Genomic DNA, 15,455 nt, shown 5'->3' on the forward strand with positions numbered 1-15,455 from the left:
TGGGCCAGTGGGCGGCGTGCCGGCCCGAGCGATGCCCGGGGCCCGCTTCGCGCGTTACAAGGCCCGCATGAAATCCTCCGCCCTGGACCCTCGCTCCCTGCTGGACGCGCTGCGCGCCGGCACCTCGCTGCCTGACCTTCCCGTCCAGGCGGTGGAGGCCGCACGGGCGCTCGCGAAGGACCTGGCCACCGCGACGCCAGCCTCCGTGGAAGCCCTCCCGGAGCCCCTCGCCGCCGCGCTCCTCGAGGCCGCCGTGCTCGACGGCCAGGTCGCGCTGCCCGAGGCCCTGTCCGCCTCGGCGGTGAAGCCCCTGGCCAAGCTCGCCAAGAAGGCGCTGTACCGGCTGCGCTCACGCGGCGTCGCCATCGCCGAGCCCCCTCGCACGGCGCCCCCGGAGGCCCCTCGGCCCTCCCCCTCCCCCGAGGCGCTCCCGGCCCTGGCCAGCACGGTGACGGGCCGAGGTGAGCGGGCCCTCGTCATGGGCCGCGTGCTGCGCGCGGGTGGCATCGAGATGGTCCAGGCCCTCATCTCCGACGAGGAGGGCGTCCTCCAGTTGCAGCTCCAGGAGGCGAGCCGGAGCATCTGGCGCCGCATCCTCAAGGACGGACTGGAGCAGGGCGGCACGGTGGAGCTGCCCCAGCACGAGGCGGCGGCCCTGCTGGCCGAGGCCGCTGGCCTCAACCTGCGCGCCCACACGCCCTTTCCCGAGGGGCTCGATGTCGCGCTGCGCCACTTCGGCGTGCAGCCCCAGCTCGAGCCCACCACCCTCCCCCAGCCCGAGCCGGAGGACGTCCGCCACGCGCTCGACGGAGACCTGCTGCACGAGACACCGGAACTGGCCGCGTGGCTCCCACCGGAGTCCATCACCAGGCGCCTGCTCGCGAAGCTGGACGAGGTGGTGGTCAGCCCCCTGGCGCTCAGCGACGTACAGCGCCAGGACCAGCTCCAGGGCGCGGTGCGCACGGTGACGCAGGAGTACTTCACCCCCGACATGTCCCGTCGCTACGCCCTGCGGCTGTGGAGGATGGCGGACTTCTTCGAGCGGACCGGGAGGAAGCGCGAGGCCGAAGTCGCCCGGGGTGAGGCGCGGCGCCTCTTCCACGGCGCCACGCAGCCCTTCTCCCGCTTCGCCGAGCATCTCTTCGAGAAGGTGGTCGGTCTGGTCGCCGCCGCCGGAGCCCGCGAAGAGGCCGCCGCCCGGCGAGCTGGGGGGGCACCTGGCGCCAGTGCACCCTCGCCCGCGGAGGCCGCCCCCACCCAGGAGCGGCGCAGCCCCGGCGGCCTCATCCTCCCCTGAACCTGGGGAGGATGGGCCCTGCCGAGTCCTTCAGTCCGGCGAGACGCGGGCGCGCAGCAGCAGGTCCAGGTTCTCCTGCTCCCAGGCCTGGGCCCGCGTGTAGTCGTGGAAGCGCTTCTCGTGCTCGATGAGCTCCGGCGGGTGGATGCAGCGCCGCCCGTCGTCGCCCTTCCTCGTCCGGTAGATGTGGTGGAGCATCTCGTGGAAGACAATCCACTCCACGAAGTAGCGGGGCACCACCGGCTGGTCCAACGCCGGATGGATGCGGATGACCTTGGAGTCCGCCGAGTAGGAGCCCATCTTGATGCTCTTGCGGGGCCCCTTCACCCGAGGCGCCGGGCCGTAGGTGATGGCCGCATCGATGCGACGGGTGCTGAAGTACCGCTCGTTGAGCCGCTCGAAGATGCGCTCCAGGTCGTGGTGCTGACCCAGGGGCTCCAGCCGGATGCGCTTGCGCATCTGCGCCGGAGACAGCCGCCGGATGTACATCTTGTTGCGCTCGATGTAGCGGTCCAACAGCGTGCTCGCCTCCGGGTCCCCTTTGCGCACGAAGCTGGCCAGGGCCTGCACGACGTCATCCGGCGCCGCCAGGAACATGTGGTGCAGCCGCAGCCGCCACATCGCCCGGTGACGTTGGAAGGTCAGCATCGTGTGCGTGTTGTCGTGGACCTCCACCGCCACCTTCGCGCGTAAGCGCGTGCGGAGGCGGCGTTCGAGCACGCGTCTCCAAACCTTCACGAGCCGGTTCGGTTCTGGTGCGACAGGCTGCTGTCGCACTACCCGTCCGGCCGTGTAACTCCTCTTCGTCACGATGTTTTTCTGCTTCTTGAGGCGCGCCATGGAGCGCCGGATTCTACGGCCCCGTCTGACATGCGCAATGCGCGCGCGCCTCGGAAAAGCCAGGAAATCCAACGACTTAAGGGCACTCAAGCCCACCCAGTCCCACTTGTCCGATTCGGGGGGAGCACGGCCCATACGGGCAAGTGCCCGTCCGGACTAGCGCCGGACCTTGCAGGGGACCTGAAGCACGAGCGGCCCCGGGGTCGCCTGCTCGATGAGGTAGGGTATTGCCCCCCGAGGTGCGCGTCGTCCGGGGCAGTCGTAGGCCACCTTGATGAGGCCGGGCGGCAGGGCCAGGAGCCGGTTGACGGGCAGCCGCTCGCCCCCCTCCTGGCGAAGGATGGTCTTCGCAGGGGCCTCGAACCGCACCTCGACCAGGGAGGGAGCTGGCGGAGGAAGGCCGGAACCACCGTTCGCCGTGCCGCCGGGAGCCGCCGCCACCACCGCCGGGTCCGGAGCCGGGGGCACGGGCGACGGAGGGGCGGCCGCCTCGGGGGCGGTCGGCGTCAGAGCGGGTGGAGGGGCCACGGTTGGGGGCGCGGCATTCACGACGGGAGGCGGCGAGTTGGCCCGCACCGGAGCCGACGGCCGTACCTGCTGTTCCTCCAGCGCCCTCCGGGAGAGGTCCTGAGACGACATCGGCACGGGGCTCCGGAGCCGGCCGTAGAGCACCCAGAGCAACATGGCCCCCAGCGCCAGCAGCAGGAGTCCGCCGACGATGGCCAGCAGGAGCCCTCGCGGATTCGTGCGTCCGGTGGTCGCGCGCGTGTCGGGGTAGTCGTAGCCGGCGTACCCGGCGGTGGACTCGTCGTCCTCGCCGTCGTCGCGGAGCGAAGCCGTGGGATTCGTGTGCGCCGCCGACATGCTGGAGTCGGTGTGGAAGTTCTCGTCCTCGTCGCCCACGGCCTTGCCACCCCGGGACGCGGGCATCTGCGGCCGGGAGGCATGGCGGTGGCTCACCGTCGCCGGGGTGATGGAGACGGACTGGGACGCCTCCACGTCCACCGACGACATGCGCCGCATGGGCGTGGTGAGCGACGCCTCCACGTCCACCGACGACATGCGCCGCATGGGCGTGGTGAGCGACACCGACTGCGAGGATTCCTCGTCCAGCGGCGACATGCGTCGCATGGGCGTGGTGAGCGACACCGACGCCTCCACGTCCAGGATGGACTGACGCCGGATGGGCATCGTCATGTCGCCGGAGGCCTCGCCCATGTCGAAGTCTCGGGGGTCCTGCGGCACGGGCGTCGGGGCCCGGCGGGGCGGCGCGGCGGCGGGCGTCGGTGGAGTCGACACGCGACGGGAGCGGGTCTCCACCGGCGAGGGCGTCTTGGCGACGGGCGCTTCCGCGAAGCCGGCCGCGCGGGGCGACGGCAGCGGCTCCAGCGGAGCGACGGCGCGCGGCGGCTCGGAGGGGGACATGCCCGAGCGGCGCGGCGGGGTCGGCGGCGCGGTGAGGGGCTCCACCGCCGACAGCGACCGAGGCGTGGGAGGGAACTCCGAGTGGGTGCTGGAGCGGCGCACCGGCGGGCCCGGAGGCGGCGTGACAGGCGCGCGGCCCCGCCCCCGCTGCGGAATGGTGGACTCTCCGTCCCCCATGTCCTCTTCATCCGGGTCCTGCAGCTCCGACGGAACCACGTATCCGGTGGGCGCGGTCCGGATGGCGGTGGACATGTCCTCGTCCGCGTCCTCATGGGCACCACGATGCCCGGTGGGCAGCTCGCGTGGGCGCGCCATCTGCGTCGCCGGCTCCGGCTCGTCCGCGTAGCGCGCGGCCGGAACGGCCTCGGCGGAGACTCGACGGGGAGTGGGACGCGCGGTGAGCCCGGGCACCGCCGTCACGGCCCCGGGCGACGGCTCCGCCATGGGCGTGGTGGACGACAACGTCGGCGCGGTGACCTCCAGCGGGGCCAGCCTGGACGGCGCCTGCATCAGCCGGTTCCCCGCCAGGGGAACGGTGGCCTGGGTGCGTCCCACCGGCCTCGCCATGGGGATGTGGAGGATGGTGCGCTCCTCCTCCTCCCCCATCAGCCGGGCGATGTATTCGGACACGTCCAGGCTCTGCTGCAGCTCACCCGAGTCGAGGAACGCCTCCAGCTCCTCGTGCACCACCGCGGCGCGCGGGTAGCGCAGGTTGCGGTCCTTCGTCAGGCACCGCATGACGATGCGCGACAGCTCCAGCGGATAGTCGGGACGCAACAGGTGCGGCGCCGTCGGGTCGTCGAAGCGGATGGCGTAGAGAATCCCCTCCGTCGTCGGCTTGGCGAAGGGCTGCTTGCCGGTGGTGATTTCGTACAGCATGGTCCCCAGCGCGAAGATGTCCGCGCGGTGGTCCAACCGCTCCTGCGACACCTGCTCCGGCGCCAGGTAGAGGAACTTGCCCTTGATGACGCCCGGCTTGCTGCGCTCCATGAACGCGCCGGCCTTGGCGATGCCGAAGTCGACCAGCTTGACGCGCCCGTCATAGCCAATCATCACGTTCTGCGGACTGACGTCCCGGTGGATGAGCTCCAGCGGACGGCCATCCACGCCCCGGCTCTGGTGCGCGTAGTCCAGCCCCGCCGCCACCAGCGAGCAGATGCGCGCCGCCACGCCGCAGGGGACCGTGGCGCCGAACTTCAGCTCCTCCGCCATCACCCGGCGAAGGTCCACGCCCTCCACGTACTCCATGGCGATGAAGATGTTGTCGCCCTCCTTCCCCAGCTCGTGCACCTGCACGATGTTGGGGTGGCTGAGCTGCGCGGCGATGCGCGCCTCGTCCAGGAACATCTGAACGAACTCGGGCTCCTCCGACAGGTACGGGAGGATGCGCTTGAGGACGACCAGCTCCGGATCCGGCGGACGGTGCGCCAGGAACAGCTCCGCCATCCCACCCACGGCGAGCCGCTTGATCAGCAGGTACTGTCCGAACGGGATGGCCGTCTGGGGGGAGTTCACGGAGGGAACAAGGCGTCTGACAGGGTGGGACAGGTTGGACTTTTCCCGAGCTTACCCACAATCAAACGGTTGGGGGAGCCGGGGGCCCACATCGACAGGTAGCGGACACCGACCTGGGGGTCGCGTCCAAAAAGAAACCGCCCCTCCCGACATGGGCGAGGGGCGGCGAAATCAGCGGATCATCCCGGAAGGGATGATGGGCCTGGAACTACGGCGCCGCGACCGTGCCGACCATGTCCGGGTCGCACGTCATGGGGTACAGCACGTAGGTGTAGTCGTTCTGCGTGCCAGGGATGACGCCGTCGCCGTAGGTGTTGCAGGTGAAGCGGGGGGGGCCACCGTCGGTGGACGTCGTGCCGCCGTCCGTGCAGGGCGTGTTGGTGAAGGTCTCCCAGACGCCGTGGATGCCGTTGGGGAAGGTCACCGTGCCACCGTCGTCGGCCGTCGCGCGCAGGTCGCAGGCCTGGTACGTCTTGTAGCTGGCCACCAGCACGCCGCCGGTCACCTCGAAGCCCACGTAGTTGTGGTTCTCCGGATCATTCGGGTACTGCCGCAGGGCCGTGGGCTTGGCGTTGGTGAGGGTGAGGGGGCCCGGGATGTGGACGCGGGAACCGGCGAACTCGGGGTTGGGCTTCGTGCTGCCGCCCTCGGAGTTGCCGAAGTTAGCCGGGGCCGCGTTGTCCGGCAGGATCTGGCCGGAGCCGCGCTTGGTGATGGAGAGCTTGCCCCTGACGCCCGCGACGTTGAGCTGGAAGTCGCTCTTGATGACCGGGCGGTACGCGTCACGCCCGGCGGGGACGTTGTCGTCGCCATTCGGGTAGAAGCGGCGGAAGAAGCCGGTGATGGTCAACACGTCGCCCACCACGGGCTCGTAGTTCATGACGAGGTCGGTGTAGAACTTGTCGATGTAGATGCCTTCCGTCGGGAAGCAGGGGTTCACCACCCAGAAGCGGGCGATGAAGTCACCCGCGCTGCCGCGGGAGACATTGCTCACCGCCGTCACCACCACGTTGTCCAGGGTGACCGACTGGCCACGCTCACCGGCGGTGCGCAGGTTGCCGATGGGGCCCATGCCGTTGACGGGCGCGGGACAGTTCTGCGTGGGGCCGCCGTCCGTGCCAGCGTCCGTGCCAGCATCGCCGCACGTGCCCGAACAGCCCGGGCCGGAGTCTGGGGTCTCGTCGCCATCGTCACGACCGGAACAGCCCGCCACCGATGCCAAAACCGCCGCGGTGATCAGCGCTGCCGCGCCAAGAGTCTTGCGCAGTTGCATGTCTCGTATCTCCATTTCTTGTCGCGGCGCCCAAGGGTTGAAGTCGACGCCAGTCGGTCCGAGGATGTCGGCCTTATACCGGCGGCCCGCGGGGGCCGGCAAGGAAGCCACTCCCGCCAGGCCGGTGACACCTTCGTGAAATCGAGGAAGCCATGAACGCCCTACCCGCCTTCCTCCGAGGACTGCGGCCCACGCTGCACATCTCGCACCGCGGCGGCGCGTCACTCGCCCCGGAGAACACGATGGAAGCCTTCCGTCAGGCGGTGGAGCGCTTCCACACGGACATGCTGGAGCTCGACGTCCACGTGACGCGGGACGGCGAAGTCATCGTGGCGCACGACGACACACTGGAGCGTTGCACGGATGGCTTCGGGCCCCTTGCGGGGCAGACACTGTCGGAGCTGAAGAAGCTGGATGCGGGGTATGGATTCACCCTGGATGAGGGCCGGACGTTTCCCTTCCGAGGGCAGGGCGTGCGCATCCCCACACTGAGAGAAGTGCTGCGCGCCTTTCCGGCGCTGCGCCTCAACGTGGAGTTGAAGCCAGACGTGCCCGGCCACGAGGAGGTCTTCGCGCGACTGCTGGAGGACGAAGGCGCGGTGGAGCGCGTGTGCATGGGCAGCGAGCAGGACGCGGTGGGCGAGCGGCTGGTCGCCCGGTTGCCCCACGCGTGTCACTTCTACCCCCGCGACGCGCTGGCCGCGCTCGTCATCGCGCTGCGCGGCGGAGAGCCGCCGCCGGAGGACCCTCGCTTCACCGTGCTCGACATGCCGCTGTACTTCGGCGAGGTGCGGCTGGTGGACGCGGACTTCCTGCGCGACTGCGCGGCGCGCGGCAAGTGGGTCAACGTCTGGACGGTGGATGACCCGGACGAGATGCGACGGCTGCTGGAAGAAGGGGTCGGCGGAATCATGACCGACCGACCGGACCTGCTGAGGCAGCGAATGGACGACCTAACCAAGCCGGGTTAAGCCCCGGTTCCATGCCTCGTACCACCTCGCGCTCGCGCCCGTCCCCCTCTCCGGCCGCCGCCCCGAAGCCTCCCACCGAAGCCCGTCGGAGCGAGGCCGCTGCCCCCCGTGCGAAGAACGCGGTGAAGGAGAAGCCGAAGGTGAAGGCCCCCAAGGGGCGGCGCTTCGTGGCGCTCTCCGGCAACATCGGCGCGGGCAAGACGACGGCGGCGAAGATGCTCAGCCAGAGCTTCGGCTACGAGCTGTTCGACGAGCCCGTCATCGATAATCGCTTCCTGCGCGACTACTACTCGGACATGTCGCGCTGGTCCTTCACGCTCCAGCTCGAGTTCCTCATCCGTCGCGTGGAGCACCACGAGCTCATCCACTCGTACCGCCGCAGCTGCGTGCAGGACCGCACGCTGTACGAGGACCCGGAGATTTTCGCCAAGTACCTGCACGGCCTGGGGCACCTGACGAACGCGGAGCTGGACCTCTACTACGAGTACTTCCAGCGCCTGTCGCGCCACATCATCCGCCCGGACAAGGTCATCTGCTTCGAGGTCGGCAGCGTGGACGTGTTGTTGGAGCGCATCCGCACCCGCGGCCGCGAGGAAGAGAAGGGCATCCGCCCGCAGTTCCTCCGAGGCCTCAACGGCTACTACGCGTCCTTCCCCCAGGTGCTCCAGGAGAAGTACGGCGTGGAGTGCCTGGTGATGGATGTGTCAAACCAGGACATCCGCCGGGGCCGGGGCCGTGAGGAGTTCCTGGACCGCGTCTCCACCTTCCTGGCATGAGGCACGGGGGGCCACGCATGCGCCCCCCAGTCCCTGCATGGAAGGTGTGAGATGTCGGACATGACGCCCAAGCGAGCCAAGGACACGGAGGTGGTGATGACCCAACTCATCCTGCCTCCGGACGCCAACAACCTGAACGCGGCGTTCGGCGGGAAGGTGATGGAGTGGATCGACATCTGCGGCGCGGTGGCCGCCCAGCGTCACTGCCGGCAAGTCGTCGTGACGGCGTCCATGGATGACCTGCACTTCCACGCGCCCATCAAGGTCGGCTGGATTGCGCTCTTGCACTCGCGCGTGCTGGCCGCCTTCCGCACCTCCATGGAAGTGGGCGTGACGGTGCACGCGGAGAATCCCCTCACCGGCGAGCGCACGCTCACCACCAGCGCGCTCCTGACCTTCGTGGCCATCGACAAGGACGGCAGCCGCGTCCCGGTGCCGCCGCTGCTGATGGAGACGGACACCGAGCGCGAGTCGTTCCGGGAGGCCGAGGCGCGACGCGCCCAGCGACTGGCGCGGCAGAAGGAAAACCAGTCCTGGCTGAAGGTGATGCAGCCCATCGCCGGGGCCTGAGCAGGCCCGCTCGGAATGGGGAACCACGAGGGCGGGCAGCACACCCACCCTCGTGTCGGCTCGCGAGCACCCGTCCACGCATCAGGAAGCGTGGACCGTCGCGAGCCACGTCACGCCACGACGGGAACTCAGGTCGTGAACGAGGTGCCGCAGCCGCAGGAGGACTTCGCGTTCGGGTTGTTGAACTTGAAGCCCGAGCCGGTGATGGCGGAGACGTAGTCGATCTCCGTGCCAGCCAGGTACTGGGCGCTCATGCCGTCGGTGGCGAGCTTCACGCCATCCTGCTCCCAGACGCTGTCGCCCGCCTTCGACTCCTTGACCAGGTTCAGGTCATAGCCGAGGCCGCTGCAGCCAGCCGGCACGACGCGGATGGAGAAGAAGTAGCCCTCGAAGCCCTGGGCCTTGATGACCTCCTTCACCTGCCGGATGGCGCCTTCCGTCAAACGCACGGCCTCGGGCGGGGCGGACTGGGGGGCCGTCGTGGTGGCCGGGGCGGGGGTCGTGGTCGTCGTATCCATGTCGGGAAAATCTCCTCTCGAACGGCCCTTTATAACGCCCGGGGCCGGAAAATCCATGGGACCGGCCGCCTGTCCGCCCCGGACGCTTCATCCCGAGCGGAACGCGCCCCGCCCTCGGGTTATACCCCGCCCCATGGCCCCATCCTTCCGTGAGCTTCTGGCCGGTGTGAAACAGGAGATTCGCGAAGTCACCGTGGACGAGGTGAAGCGGCTCCTGGACGACCGGGCCCAGGTGAAGCTCATCGACGTGCGGGAGGCGGACGAGTACGCGGGCGGGCGGCTGCCTGGCGCCGTGCACATCCCCCGGGGCTACCTGGAGCTGCGAATCGAGGAGCGGGCCGGGCGGGACGAGGAGCTCGTCGTCTACTGCGCGGGCGGGACGCGCTCGGCGCTGGCGGTGAAGAGCCTCAAGGAGCTGGGCTACACGCGCGTGGCCTCGCTGGCGGGCGGCTACAACCGCTGGAGCGACGCGGCGCTGCCGGTGGAGAAGCCCTTCGTGCTCACGGCCGAACAGAAGGAGCGCTACCGCCGACACCTCACCCTCCCGGAGGTCGGCGAGGAGGGGCAGGCGAAGCTCTTGAAGTCGCGCGTGCTGTTGATGGGCGCGGGCGGGCTGGGCTCCCCGGCGGCGCTGTACCTTGCGGCCGCGGGCGTGGGGACGCTGGGCATCGTCGACTCGGACGTGGTGGACCTGAGCAACCTGCAGCGGCAGGTGCTCCACACCCAGGAGCGCCGGGGCCAGCCCAAGGTGGTCAGCGCGAGGGCCGCGATTGAAGCCCTCAACCCGGACGTCCGTGTCATCCCCTTTCAGGAGCGGCTCACCTCGCACAACGTCCTGCGCGTGCTGGAGGGGTTCGACCTGGTCCTCGACGGCGGAGACAACTTCCCCACCCGCTACCTGCTCAACGACGCGTGCGTGATGAAGGGCCTGCCCAACATCCACGGCTCCGTCTTCCGCTTCGAGGGACAGGTGACGACCTTCGTCCCCGGACAGGGGCCCTGCTACCGCTGCCTCTACCCCGCCCCGCCGCCGCCGGAGCTCGCGCCCTCATGCGCGGAGGCCGGAGTGCTGGGCGTGCTGCCCGGGCTCATCGGCCTTCTCCAGGCCAACGAGGCCCTCAAGCTGATTCTCGGCCAGGGCGAGTCGCTCGTCGGCCGGCTGCTCACCTTCGACGCGCTGAGCACCCGCTTCCAGGAGCTGAAGCTGCGCCGGGACGCGCAGTGCCCGGTGTGCGCGCCGGGCGCGAAGGTGGAGCTCATCGACTACGAGCGCTTCTGCTCCACCACCGCCTGAGCGCCCCGCGACTCGAGCCAGGAACCTCCCCGCATGCCCATCCCCGAAATCATGCCCGCCCGACTCGCCGAGCTGCTCGCCGGCCCCGCCGAGTCCCGCCCCGCCCTGCTGGACGTGCGCTTCCCGCATGAGCACGAGTACGTCGCGCTGCCGGACTCGGTGCTCATCCCCCTGCCGGAGCTGGACGAGCGCGCCGACGAGCTGGAGGCCCTGCGGGGCCGGCCCGTCGTCGTCTACTGCCACCACGGCGTGCGCAGCCTGGACGGTACGGCCTACCTGATGTCACGCGGACTGGACGCCGTGTCGCTGCGAGGCGGCATCGACCTGTACTCGATTCAGGTGGACCCCTCGCTGCCCCGCTACTGAGGGAGCCCTCAGCCGAGGAACGCGGACAGGTCCTGCGTCTCGCGGTTGATGCTGTTGGGCTTGATGTCGACCTCGAAGTGGAACGGCTCCTTCAAGGGGCCGCCATTGAGCTCGAGCTTGTGCTTGCCCTCCATCAGCTCAATCTTGAGGCCCTTGCCGTTGCCACCCTGGTAGATGCCGACGTCCTGGTCCCTGCGGCGCACGGTGATGTTGCGCACGCTGTCCGGCTTGAGCAGCAGCAGCAGACTCCCCCGGCGGAACTCCTGGGTGAGCACCTTGGCCTGACCCGGCTCGCCGAACGCCAGCGTGTCCGTGTCCTCCTTGTAGATGCCCTGCTGCTCGTTCTCCAGGATGAGCGTATCCTGCAGGTGGGCGCCCGACACCAGCGTCAGCGGCGTCATGCCCAGCTCGGTGATGGGCTGCGAGCCGCCGCAGCCATTCGCATGGCGCACGGAGACCTTCACCCGCTCATTGGTGTTGATGGTGAGGCGCACGCCCTGCCCGTCCGACGCCGTGGCGCTGAGCACCGCGAGGATGGGCTTGTGGAAGATGGCCACCACCGCCAGCAACCCCACGATGAAGCCCAGCGTGGCCACGTTGCGCGTCGCCATGGTGCGGCGCGTGCGGCGCGAGTCGTCCGACAGCGCCCGGTCCACATCGTCGTCCGGCCTCACGGCGGGCGCCGAGGAGAGCGAGACGCGCGAGCGCGACGGCGGGGGCACGGACATCTCCGCGCGGCTGGAGGTGCGGCGGCGAGGAGGCTGCTCGGGCGCGGACACCTGCGACTGCATGCCCGTGCGACGGCGCGGCGGAGGCTCCGGAGGCGGGAGCATGGTCCGCTCGTCGTCCTCGTCCTCCATGCGCGTGCGCTCGTCCAGGTCCAACGACGCGGACGTGCGGGAGCGCGGCGGCGGGGGCGCGTCCACGTCCACCACCGGCTGGGCGCGCGTCATGGAGCGGCGCGGCGGCGACGGAGGCGGCTCTCCGGGATTGGTGACGGCACTGCGCAGGTCCGAGCGGGAGCTGGTGCGCGCCACCTGGGTGACGTTCGCGTTGCTGGGCCGGCGCATCGAGTCCGACGTTCCACCCCGGCGACGCGGCGGCACGTCCAGGTCGCCCGAGGGCGCGTCCCACTCGCCCGGGTCCTCCTCCACCACCGGCTGCGCGGAGGCACCCGTGCGACGCGGCGGCGGGGGCGGGGCGGAGCGCGAGGGGGCGGCGCGGCCTCCTCGCTCGCGGGGCGCGGAGGCTTCACCTGGAGGCGCATCCCAGCTCATGTCCGCGGACGACGGACGTCCCCGGCCGCGCTCCTGAGGGGGCGGCGTGGGAGGCACGGGCGAGCCCGAGTTGCCCGACGCGTCGTCGTCCACCGGGACGACCTGGCCCTGGACCTTCTCATCGGCCAGTCGGTCCGCGAAGAGCGTCTCCATCAGCTCGGAGATCTGCACCGAGCCGGCCACCCAGCGCTGGCCGACGAGGATTTCCTCCAGCGCCGTCTGGAACGTGCGCGCGTCCCGGTAGCGGTCGTCCGCGTTCTTGGTGACGGCCCGCATCACCACCGGGTCCATCTCCTCCGGGACGTCGGCCACCTGCGACGGCGGCTGGATGGCGCACTCCATGGCGGCCTGGAGCGTGGCCAGCTCCGAGTCCCGCTTGAGCGGGCGCACGCCCGTGAGCAGCTCGTAGAGCACCAGACCGATGGCGAAGATGTCGGCGCGCCCATCCAGCGGCTTGCCGGCCGCCTGCTCCGGCGCCATGTACGCGAACTTGCCCTTGATGGCGCCCGACTTGGTCAGCGACGCCTGGTCCGCGGCCTTGGCGATGCCGAAGTCCACCAGCTTCACCGAGCCGTCGAAGCTGATGAGGATGTTCTGCGGCGAGATATCGCGGTGCACCACGCGCAGCGGCCGGCCCGCGTCGTCCGTGCGGCTATGGGCGTAGTGCAGGCCCTCGCACGCCGCCGCGACGATGCGGATGGCCAGGGGGCGCGCTATCCACTGCCCCGCGCTGGCCGCCTTGCGCATGACCCGGCCCAGGTCCTCGCCGTGGATGAACTCCATGGCGATGTAGTAGGTGCCGTTGGCCTCGCCGAACTCGTAGACCTGCGCGATGTTCGGATGGTTGAAGCGCGCCGCGATGAGCGCCTCGTTCCGGAACATCTCCACGAATTCACGGTCCTCCGCCAGATGCGGAAGGATGCGCTTGACGACGAGGTTCTTGTGGAACCCCTCGATGCCCGACTGACGCGCCAGCCACACCTCGGCCATGCCGCCGGTGGCCAGCTTCTTCAGGAGCTGATATTTCCCGAATGATTGAGGGTTCATCCCGGTACTCTGGCCGGGGGAGTTGGCTCAGATGGAATGCGTCAGGGGTCGCCATCTTATGGGACAGCCGCCGCCGAGGCAAAGGTGGCGCGCACGGAATTCGCTCGGGGTGCTGATTGCCTGCCTGCTGGCGACGGGTGCGTTCGCAGCGACTCCGGGTGCGGATCAACTCCGCTTGGAGCGACGCGGCGACGTCATGGAGCTGCGCTGGGCGGATGCCGAGGAGCGCCTGCAGGGTACGCTTCACCCCGCCCTTCCCCGGGAGGGCCAGCCCGCCATGCTGTCGCTCCACGTGGGCGCGTTCGAGGGCGCCGAGTTCACCGGCCCCCTGACGCTGACCGTCCACTTGAAGGATTCGCCCGCCCAGGTGACGAAGACGCTGACGCGCGACGGCGTCAACTGGCACACCGAGCTGACCTTCGACGAGCCGGGCCTCTACGAGCTGGAGATCCGCTACCAGAACACGCACCTCAAGGTCCTGACGGGCTACGTCACCGTGGCCGCCCAGCCCCTGCCTCCGGAGTTGAGCTGGGGCCTGCTCGTCCTGGCTTCCGGCGCGGCGCTCGTCTGGGGTGTGCGGGGCGCGATGCGGAGGATGAAGGCCCCGGCCTCGCCCTCGGGCACGCCAGAAGCTGGCACGGCCACCGCTTCCACGACGACGCTGGAGTCTTCCGCGTCCACGGAGGAACGCGATTCCACCGTCCCGCCGCCGGATGCGGCGTCCAACCGGTAACTCCTTCTACCGGCTGATCGACATTCGTACAGGCCCGGCTGCCCTCGCGGTGGAACTTCCGTTCCCACCGAGGGCCTTGTAACGCCCTGGTCACGACGTTTTCGCGCCCTGGCACACCCGCGCGCCGCCCACGCCGTCCTCCACCCGACGTTGTCGATTCGGGCACCGCAGTTGCACAAGCCCTCTGGCGGCTGCGATGGGGAGGCGGGGACATGGGCGGGTGGCGGTTGGATGATCTGGGGAGGCGGGGCCTCCTCGTCGCGGTCCTCCTGAGTGGGCCGGCGTTGGCGGGTGCTCCGGCTTCCGCGAGCAACGCGGGGTTGGAGGCCGCCGAGCAGGTGGCCGCGGAGGATCCGCTCTCGGGCGGAGTGGTGGATGGCGTGGAAGCGCCCGAGAGCGGACCCCCAGAAGGCTCCGAGCCCCTGGAGCCTTCCCAGAGCAGCCTGACGGAGGGCGCGCTGGCGCAGGCCCTGCCCCCGCGCATCCAGCCTGGGGACACCGGCGACGCGGTGAGCCCGGTGCCGCCGACGAACGCACAGCCCACGCCGGAGCCCGCGCAGCAGGCGGACCCGAAGAAGAAAAAGAAGTCCAAGCCCGGCGCGCAGCAGGAGGACTCGCTGGGAGAGGACTCCACGGCGCTCGACGACACGCCTCAGGAGGAGGTGCAGACAGTGCGCGTCTTCGGCCGGGTCTACGCCCGCGCCAGCGCGGACGAGCGCGCGAAGTACCAGCGCGCGCTGAGCATCCCTTCCGCGCGCGTGGGCGTGGGCACGTCGCTGTCCAACCTGGAGGCCGAGGTGAGCGCGGACCTCGCGGACTCGTCGATCCTCAAGGACGCCTTCGTCCGCCTCGCGGACGACAGCAAGCGCTTCCGACTCTACGGCGGCCAGTTCAAGGCCCCCTTCCTCCAGCGCCGGTTGGAGGGCTCGTGGAGCCTGCCCATCCAGGGACGCGGTCTGGTGGAGGACTACCTGGGGGACGTGCACGAGCTGGGTGGCCGTCGGATGGGACTGATGGGCGAGGTGCGGCTCAAGAGCCTCTGGGATGTCCGCGTGTCGGCGGGCGTGTTCCAGGGCTCCAAGGATGACCTGGGCGTGCGCACCAAGGAGGACCTGGCCGGACGCGTGAGCGTGCGTCCGTTCAAGAAGATGCTCACCCTGGGGGTCAGCACGTACGTGGCGGAGGCGTTGGACCGCGCACGGCGCCACGCGGTGGCGGCGGACGCGGAGCTGAAGCTGGGCGGGCTGAACGTGACGGGTGAGGTCGTCACGGGACGGCTGCCCATGGGTCCGTTCACCGCGCAGCTCTTGCTGGCGAGCTGGACGGTGCCGGTGACGACGGAGTGGGCGCTCCAGCCGGTGGTGGGCGCGGAGGGGTTGCAGTTGAGAGGGGATGTGGAAGGCCGGGGCCACTCGCTGGTCGGGGGTCTCAACCTGCTGCTGGGGAGTCGATTCCGGGGGCAGTTCCAGGTGGAGCGCGCGTTGCGGCCGGGGGACGAGGCGCCGGGCCTCGAGTACTCGCTGCAGCTCGCCACCCGCTTCTAATCACGGAGA

Annotated in this window: 13 protein-coding genes; 8 read left to right on the forward strand and 5 right to left on the reverse strand. The window is 70.1% G+C overall.

Annotation, left to right across the window (positions count from 1 at the left end; translation table 11 throughout):
• Window positions 1–67: 67 nt before the first annotated feature.
• Complete coding sequence (locus HUA75_RS20405; protein WP_174487336.1) at window positions 68–1,297, forward strand: hypothetical protein; 1,230 nt, start codon at window positions 68–70, stop codon at window positions 1,295–1,297.
• 30 nt (window positions 1,298–1,327) lie between these two features.
• Here HUA75_RS20405 and HUA75_RS20410 read toward each other — a convergent pair whose 3' ends face one another.
• From HUA75_RS20410 to HUA75_RS20420, 3 genes are all read right to left on the reverse strand, one after another.
• Window positions 1,328–2,137 carry a hypothetical protein gene (locus HUA75_RS20410; RefSeq protein ID WP_141649457.1) on the reverse strand — a complete coding sequence of 270 codons (810 nt, stop codon included), beginning with the start codon at window positions 2,135–2,137 and terminating at the stop codon, window positions 1,328–1,330.
• 156 nt (window positions 2,138–2,293) lie between these two features.
• On the reverse strand, window positions 2,294–5,077 hold the full coding sequence (locus HUA75_RS46225) for a protein kinase (protein ID WP_371746154.1): 2,784 nt from the start codon (window positions 5,075–5,077) through the stop codon (window positions 2,294–2,296).
• Window positions 5,078–5,285: 208 nt separating this feature from the next.
• Window positions 5,286–6,350: a hypothetical protein gene (locus HUA75_RS20420; RefSeq protein WP_141649212.1), complete on the reverse strand. Its 1,065-nt coding sequence runs from the start codon at window positions 6,348–6,350 to the stop codon at window positions 5,286–5,288.
• Between the two features lie 152 nt (window positions 6,351–6,502).
• Between HUA75_RS20420 and HUA75_RS20425 the strand changes: the two genes are divergently transcribed.
• Genes HUA75_RS20425 through HUA75_RS20435 form a run of 3 tightly spaced genes read left to right on the forward strand, consistent with a single transcriptional unit; the run spans window position 6,503 to window position 8,667 of the window.
• Complete coding sequence (locus HUA75_RS20425; protein WP_174487338.1) at window positions 6,503–7,321, forward strand: glycerophosphodiester phosphodiesterase; 819 nt, start codon at window positions 6,503–6,505, stop codon at window positions 7,319–7,321.
• An 11-nt stretch (window positions 7,322–7,332) separates the two neighbouring features.
• Window positions 7,333–8,097 carry a deoxynucleoside kinase gene (locus HUA75_RS20430; RefSeq protein ID WP_141649210.1) on the forward strand — a complete coding sequence of 255 codons (765 nt, stop codon included), beginning with the start codon at window positions 7,333–7,335 and terminating at the stop codon, window positions 8,095–8,097.
• Between the two features lie 51 nt (window positions 8,098–8,148).
• Window positions 8,149–8,667, forward strand: a complete 519-nt coding sequence (locus HUA75_RS20435; RefSeq protein WP_141649209.1) for an acyl-CoA thioesterase — start codon at window positions 8,149–8,151, stop codon at window positions 8,665–8,667.
• Between the two features lie 128 nt (window positions 8,668–8,795).
• Here HUA75_RS20435 and HUA75_RS20440 read toward each other — a convergent pair whose 3' ends face one another.
• Window positions 8,796–9,185, reverse strand: coding sequence for an iron-sulfur cluster assembly accessory protein (locus HUA75_RS20440; RefSeq protein WP_174487339.1), 390 nt, complete (start codon window positions 9,183–9,185; stop codon window positions 8,796–8,798).
• Between the two features lie 133 nt (window positions 9,186–9,318).
• On the opposite strand from HUA75_RS20440, the gene moeB reads away from it, so the two are divergent.
• Both moeB and HUA75_RS20450 read left to right on the forward strand, forming a co-directional pair.
• On the forward strand, window positions 9,319–10,479 hold the full coding sequence (gene moeB, locus HUA75_RS20445) for a molybdopterin-synthase adenylyltransferase MoeB (RefSeq protein WP_174487340.1): 1,161 nt from the start codon (window positions 9,319–9,321) through the stop codon (window positions 10,477–10,479).
• A 33-nt stretch (window positions 10,480–10,512) separates the two neighbouring features.
• The gene (locus HUA75_RS20450) at window positions 10,513–10,845 is read left to right on the forward strand and encodes a rhodanese-like domain-containing protein (RefSeq protein WP_174487341.1); all 333 of its coding nucleotides are present in this window, start codon (window positions 10,513–10,515) and stop codon (window positions 10,843–10,845) included.
• Window positions 10,846–10,853: 8 nt separating this feature from the next.
• On the opposite strand, the gene HUA75_RS20455 is transcribed toward HUA75_RS20450, so the two are convergent.
• Window positions 10,854–13,169: a serine/threonine-protein kinase gene (locus HUA75_RS20455; protein ID WP_174468785.1), complete on the reverse strand. Its 2,316-nt coding sequence runs from the start codon at window positions 13,167–13,169 to the stop codon at window positions 10,854–10,856.
• Between the two features lie 196 nt (window positions 13,170–13,365).
• On the opposite strand from HUA75_RS20455, the gene HUA75_RS20460 reads away from it, so the two are divergent.
• Window positions 13,366–13,902, forward strand: coding sequence for a hypothetical protein (locus tag HUA75_RS20460; protein ID WP_254627648.1), 537 nt, complete (start codon window positions 13,366–13,368; stop codon window positions 13,900–13,902).
• Between the two features lie 212 nt (window positions 13,903–14,114).
• Window positions 14,115–15,446: a hypothetical protein gene (locus HUA75_RS20465; RefSeq protein ID WP_141645820.1), complete on the forward strand. Its 1,332-nt coding sequence runs from the start codon at window positions 14,115–14,117 to the stop codon at window positions 15,444–15,446.
• Window positions 15,447–15,455: the final 9 nt, after the last annotated feature.

The organism is Myxococcus sp. CA040A (assembly GCF_013336725.1).
Taxonomy (GTDB): domain Bacteria; phylum Myxococcota; class Myxococcia; order Myxococcales; family Myxococcaceae; genus Myxococcus; species Myxococcus llanfairpwllgwyngyllgogerychwyrndrobwllllantysiliogogogochensis.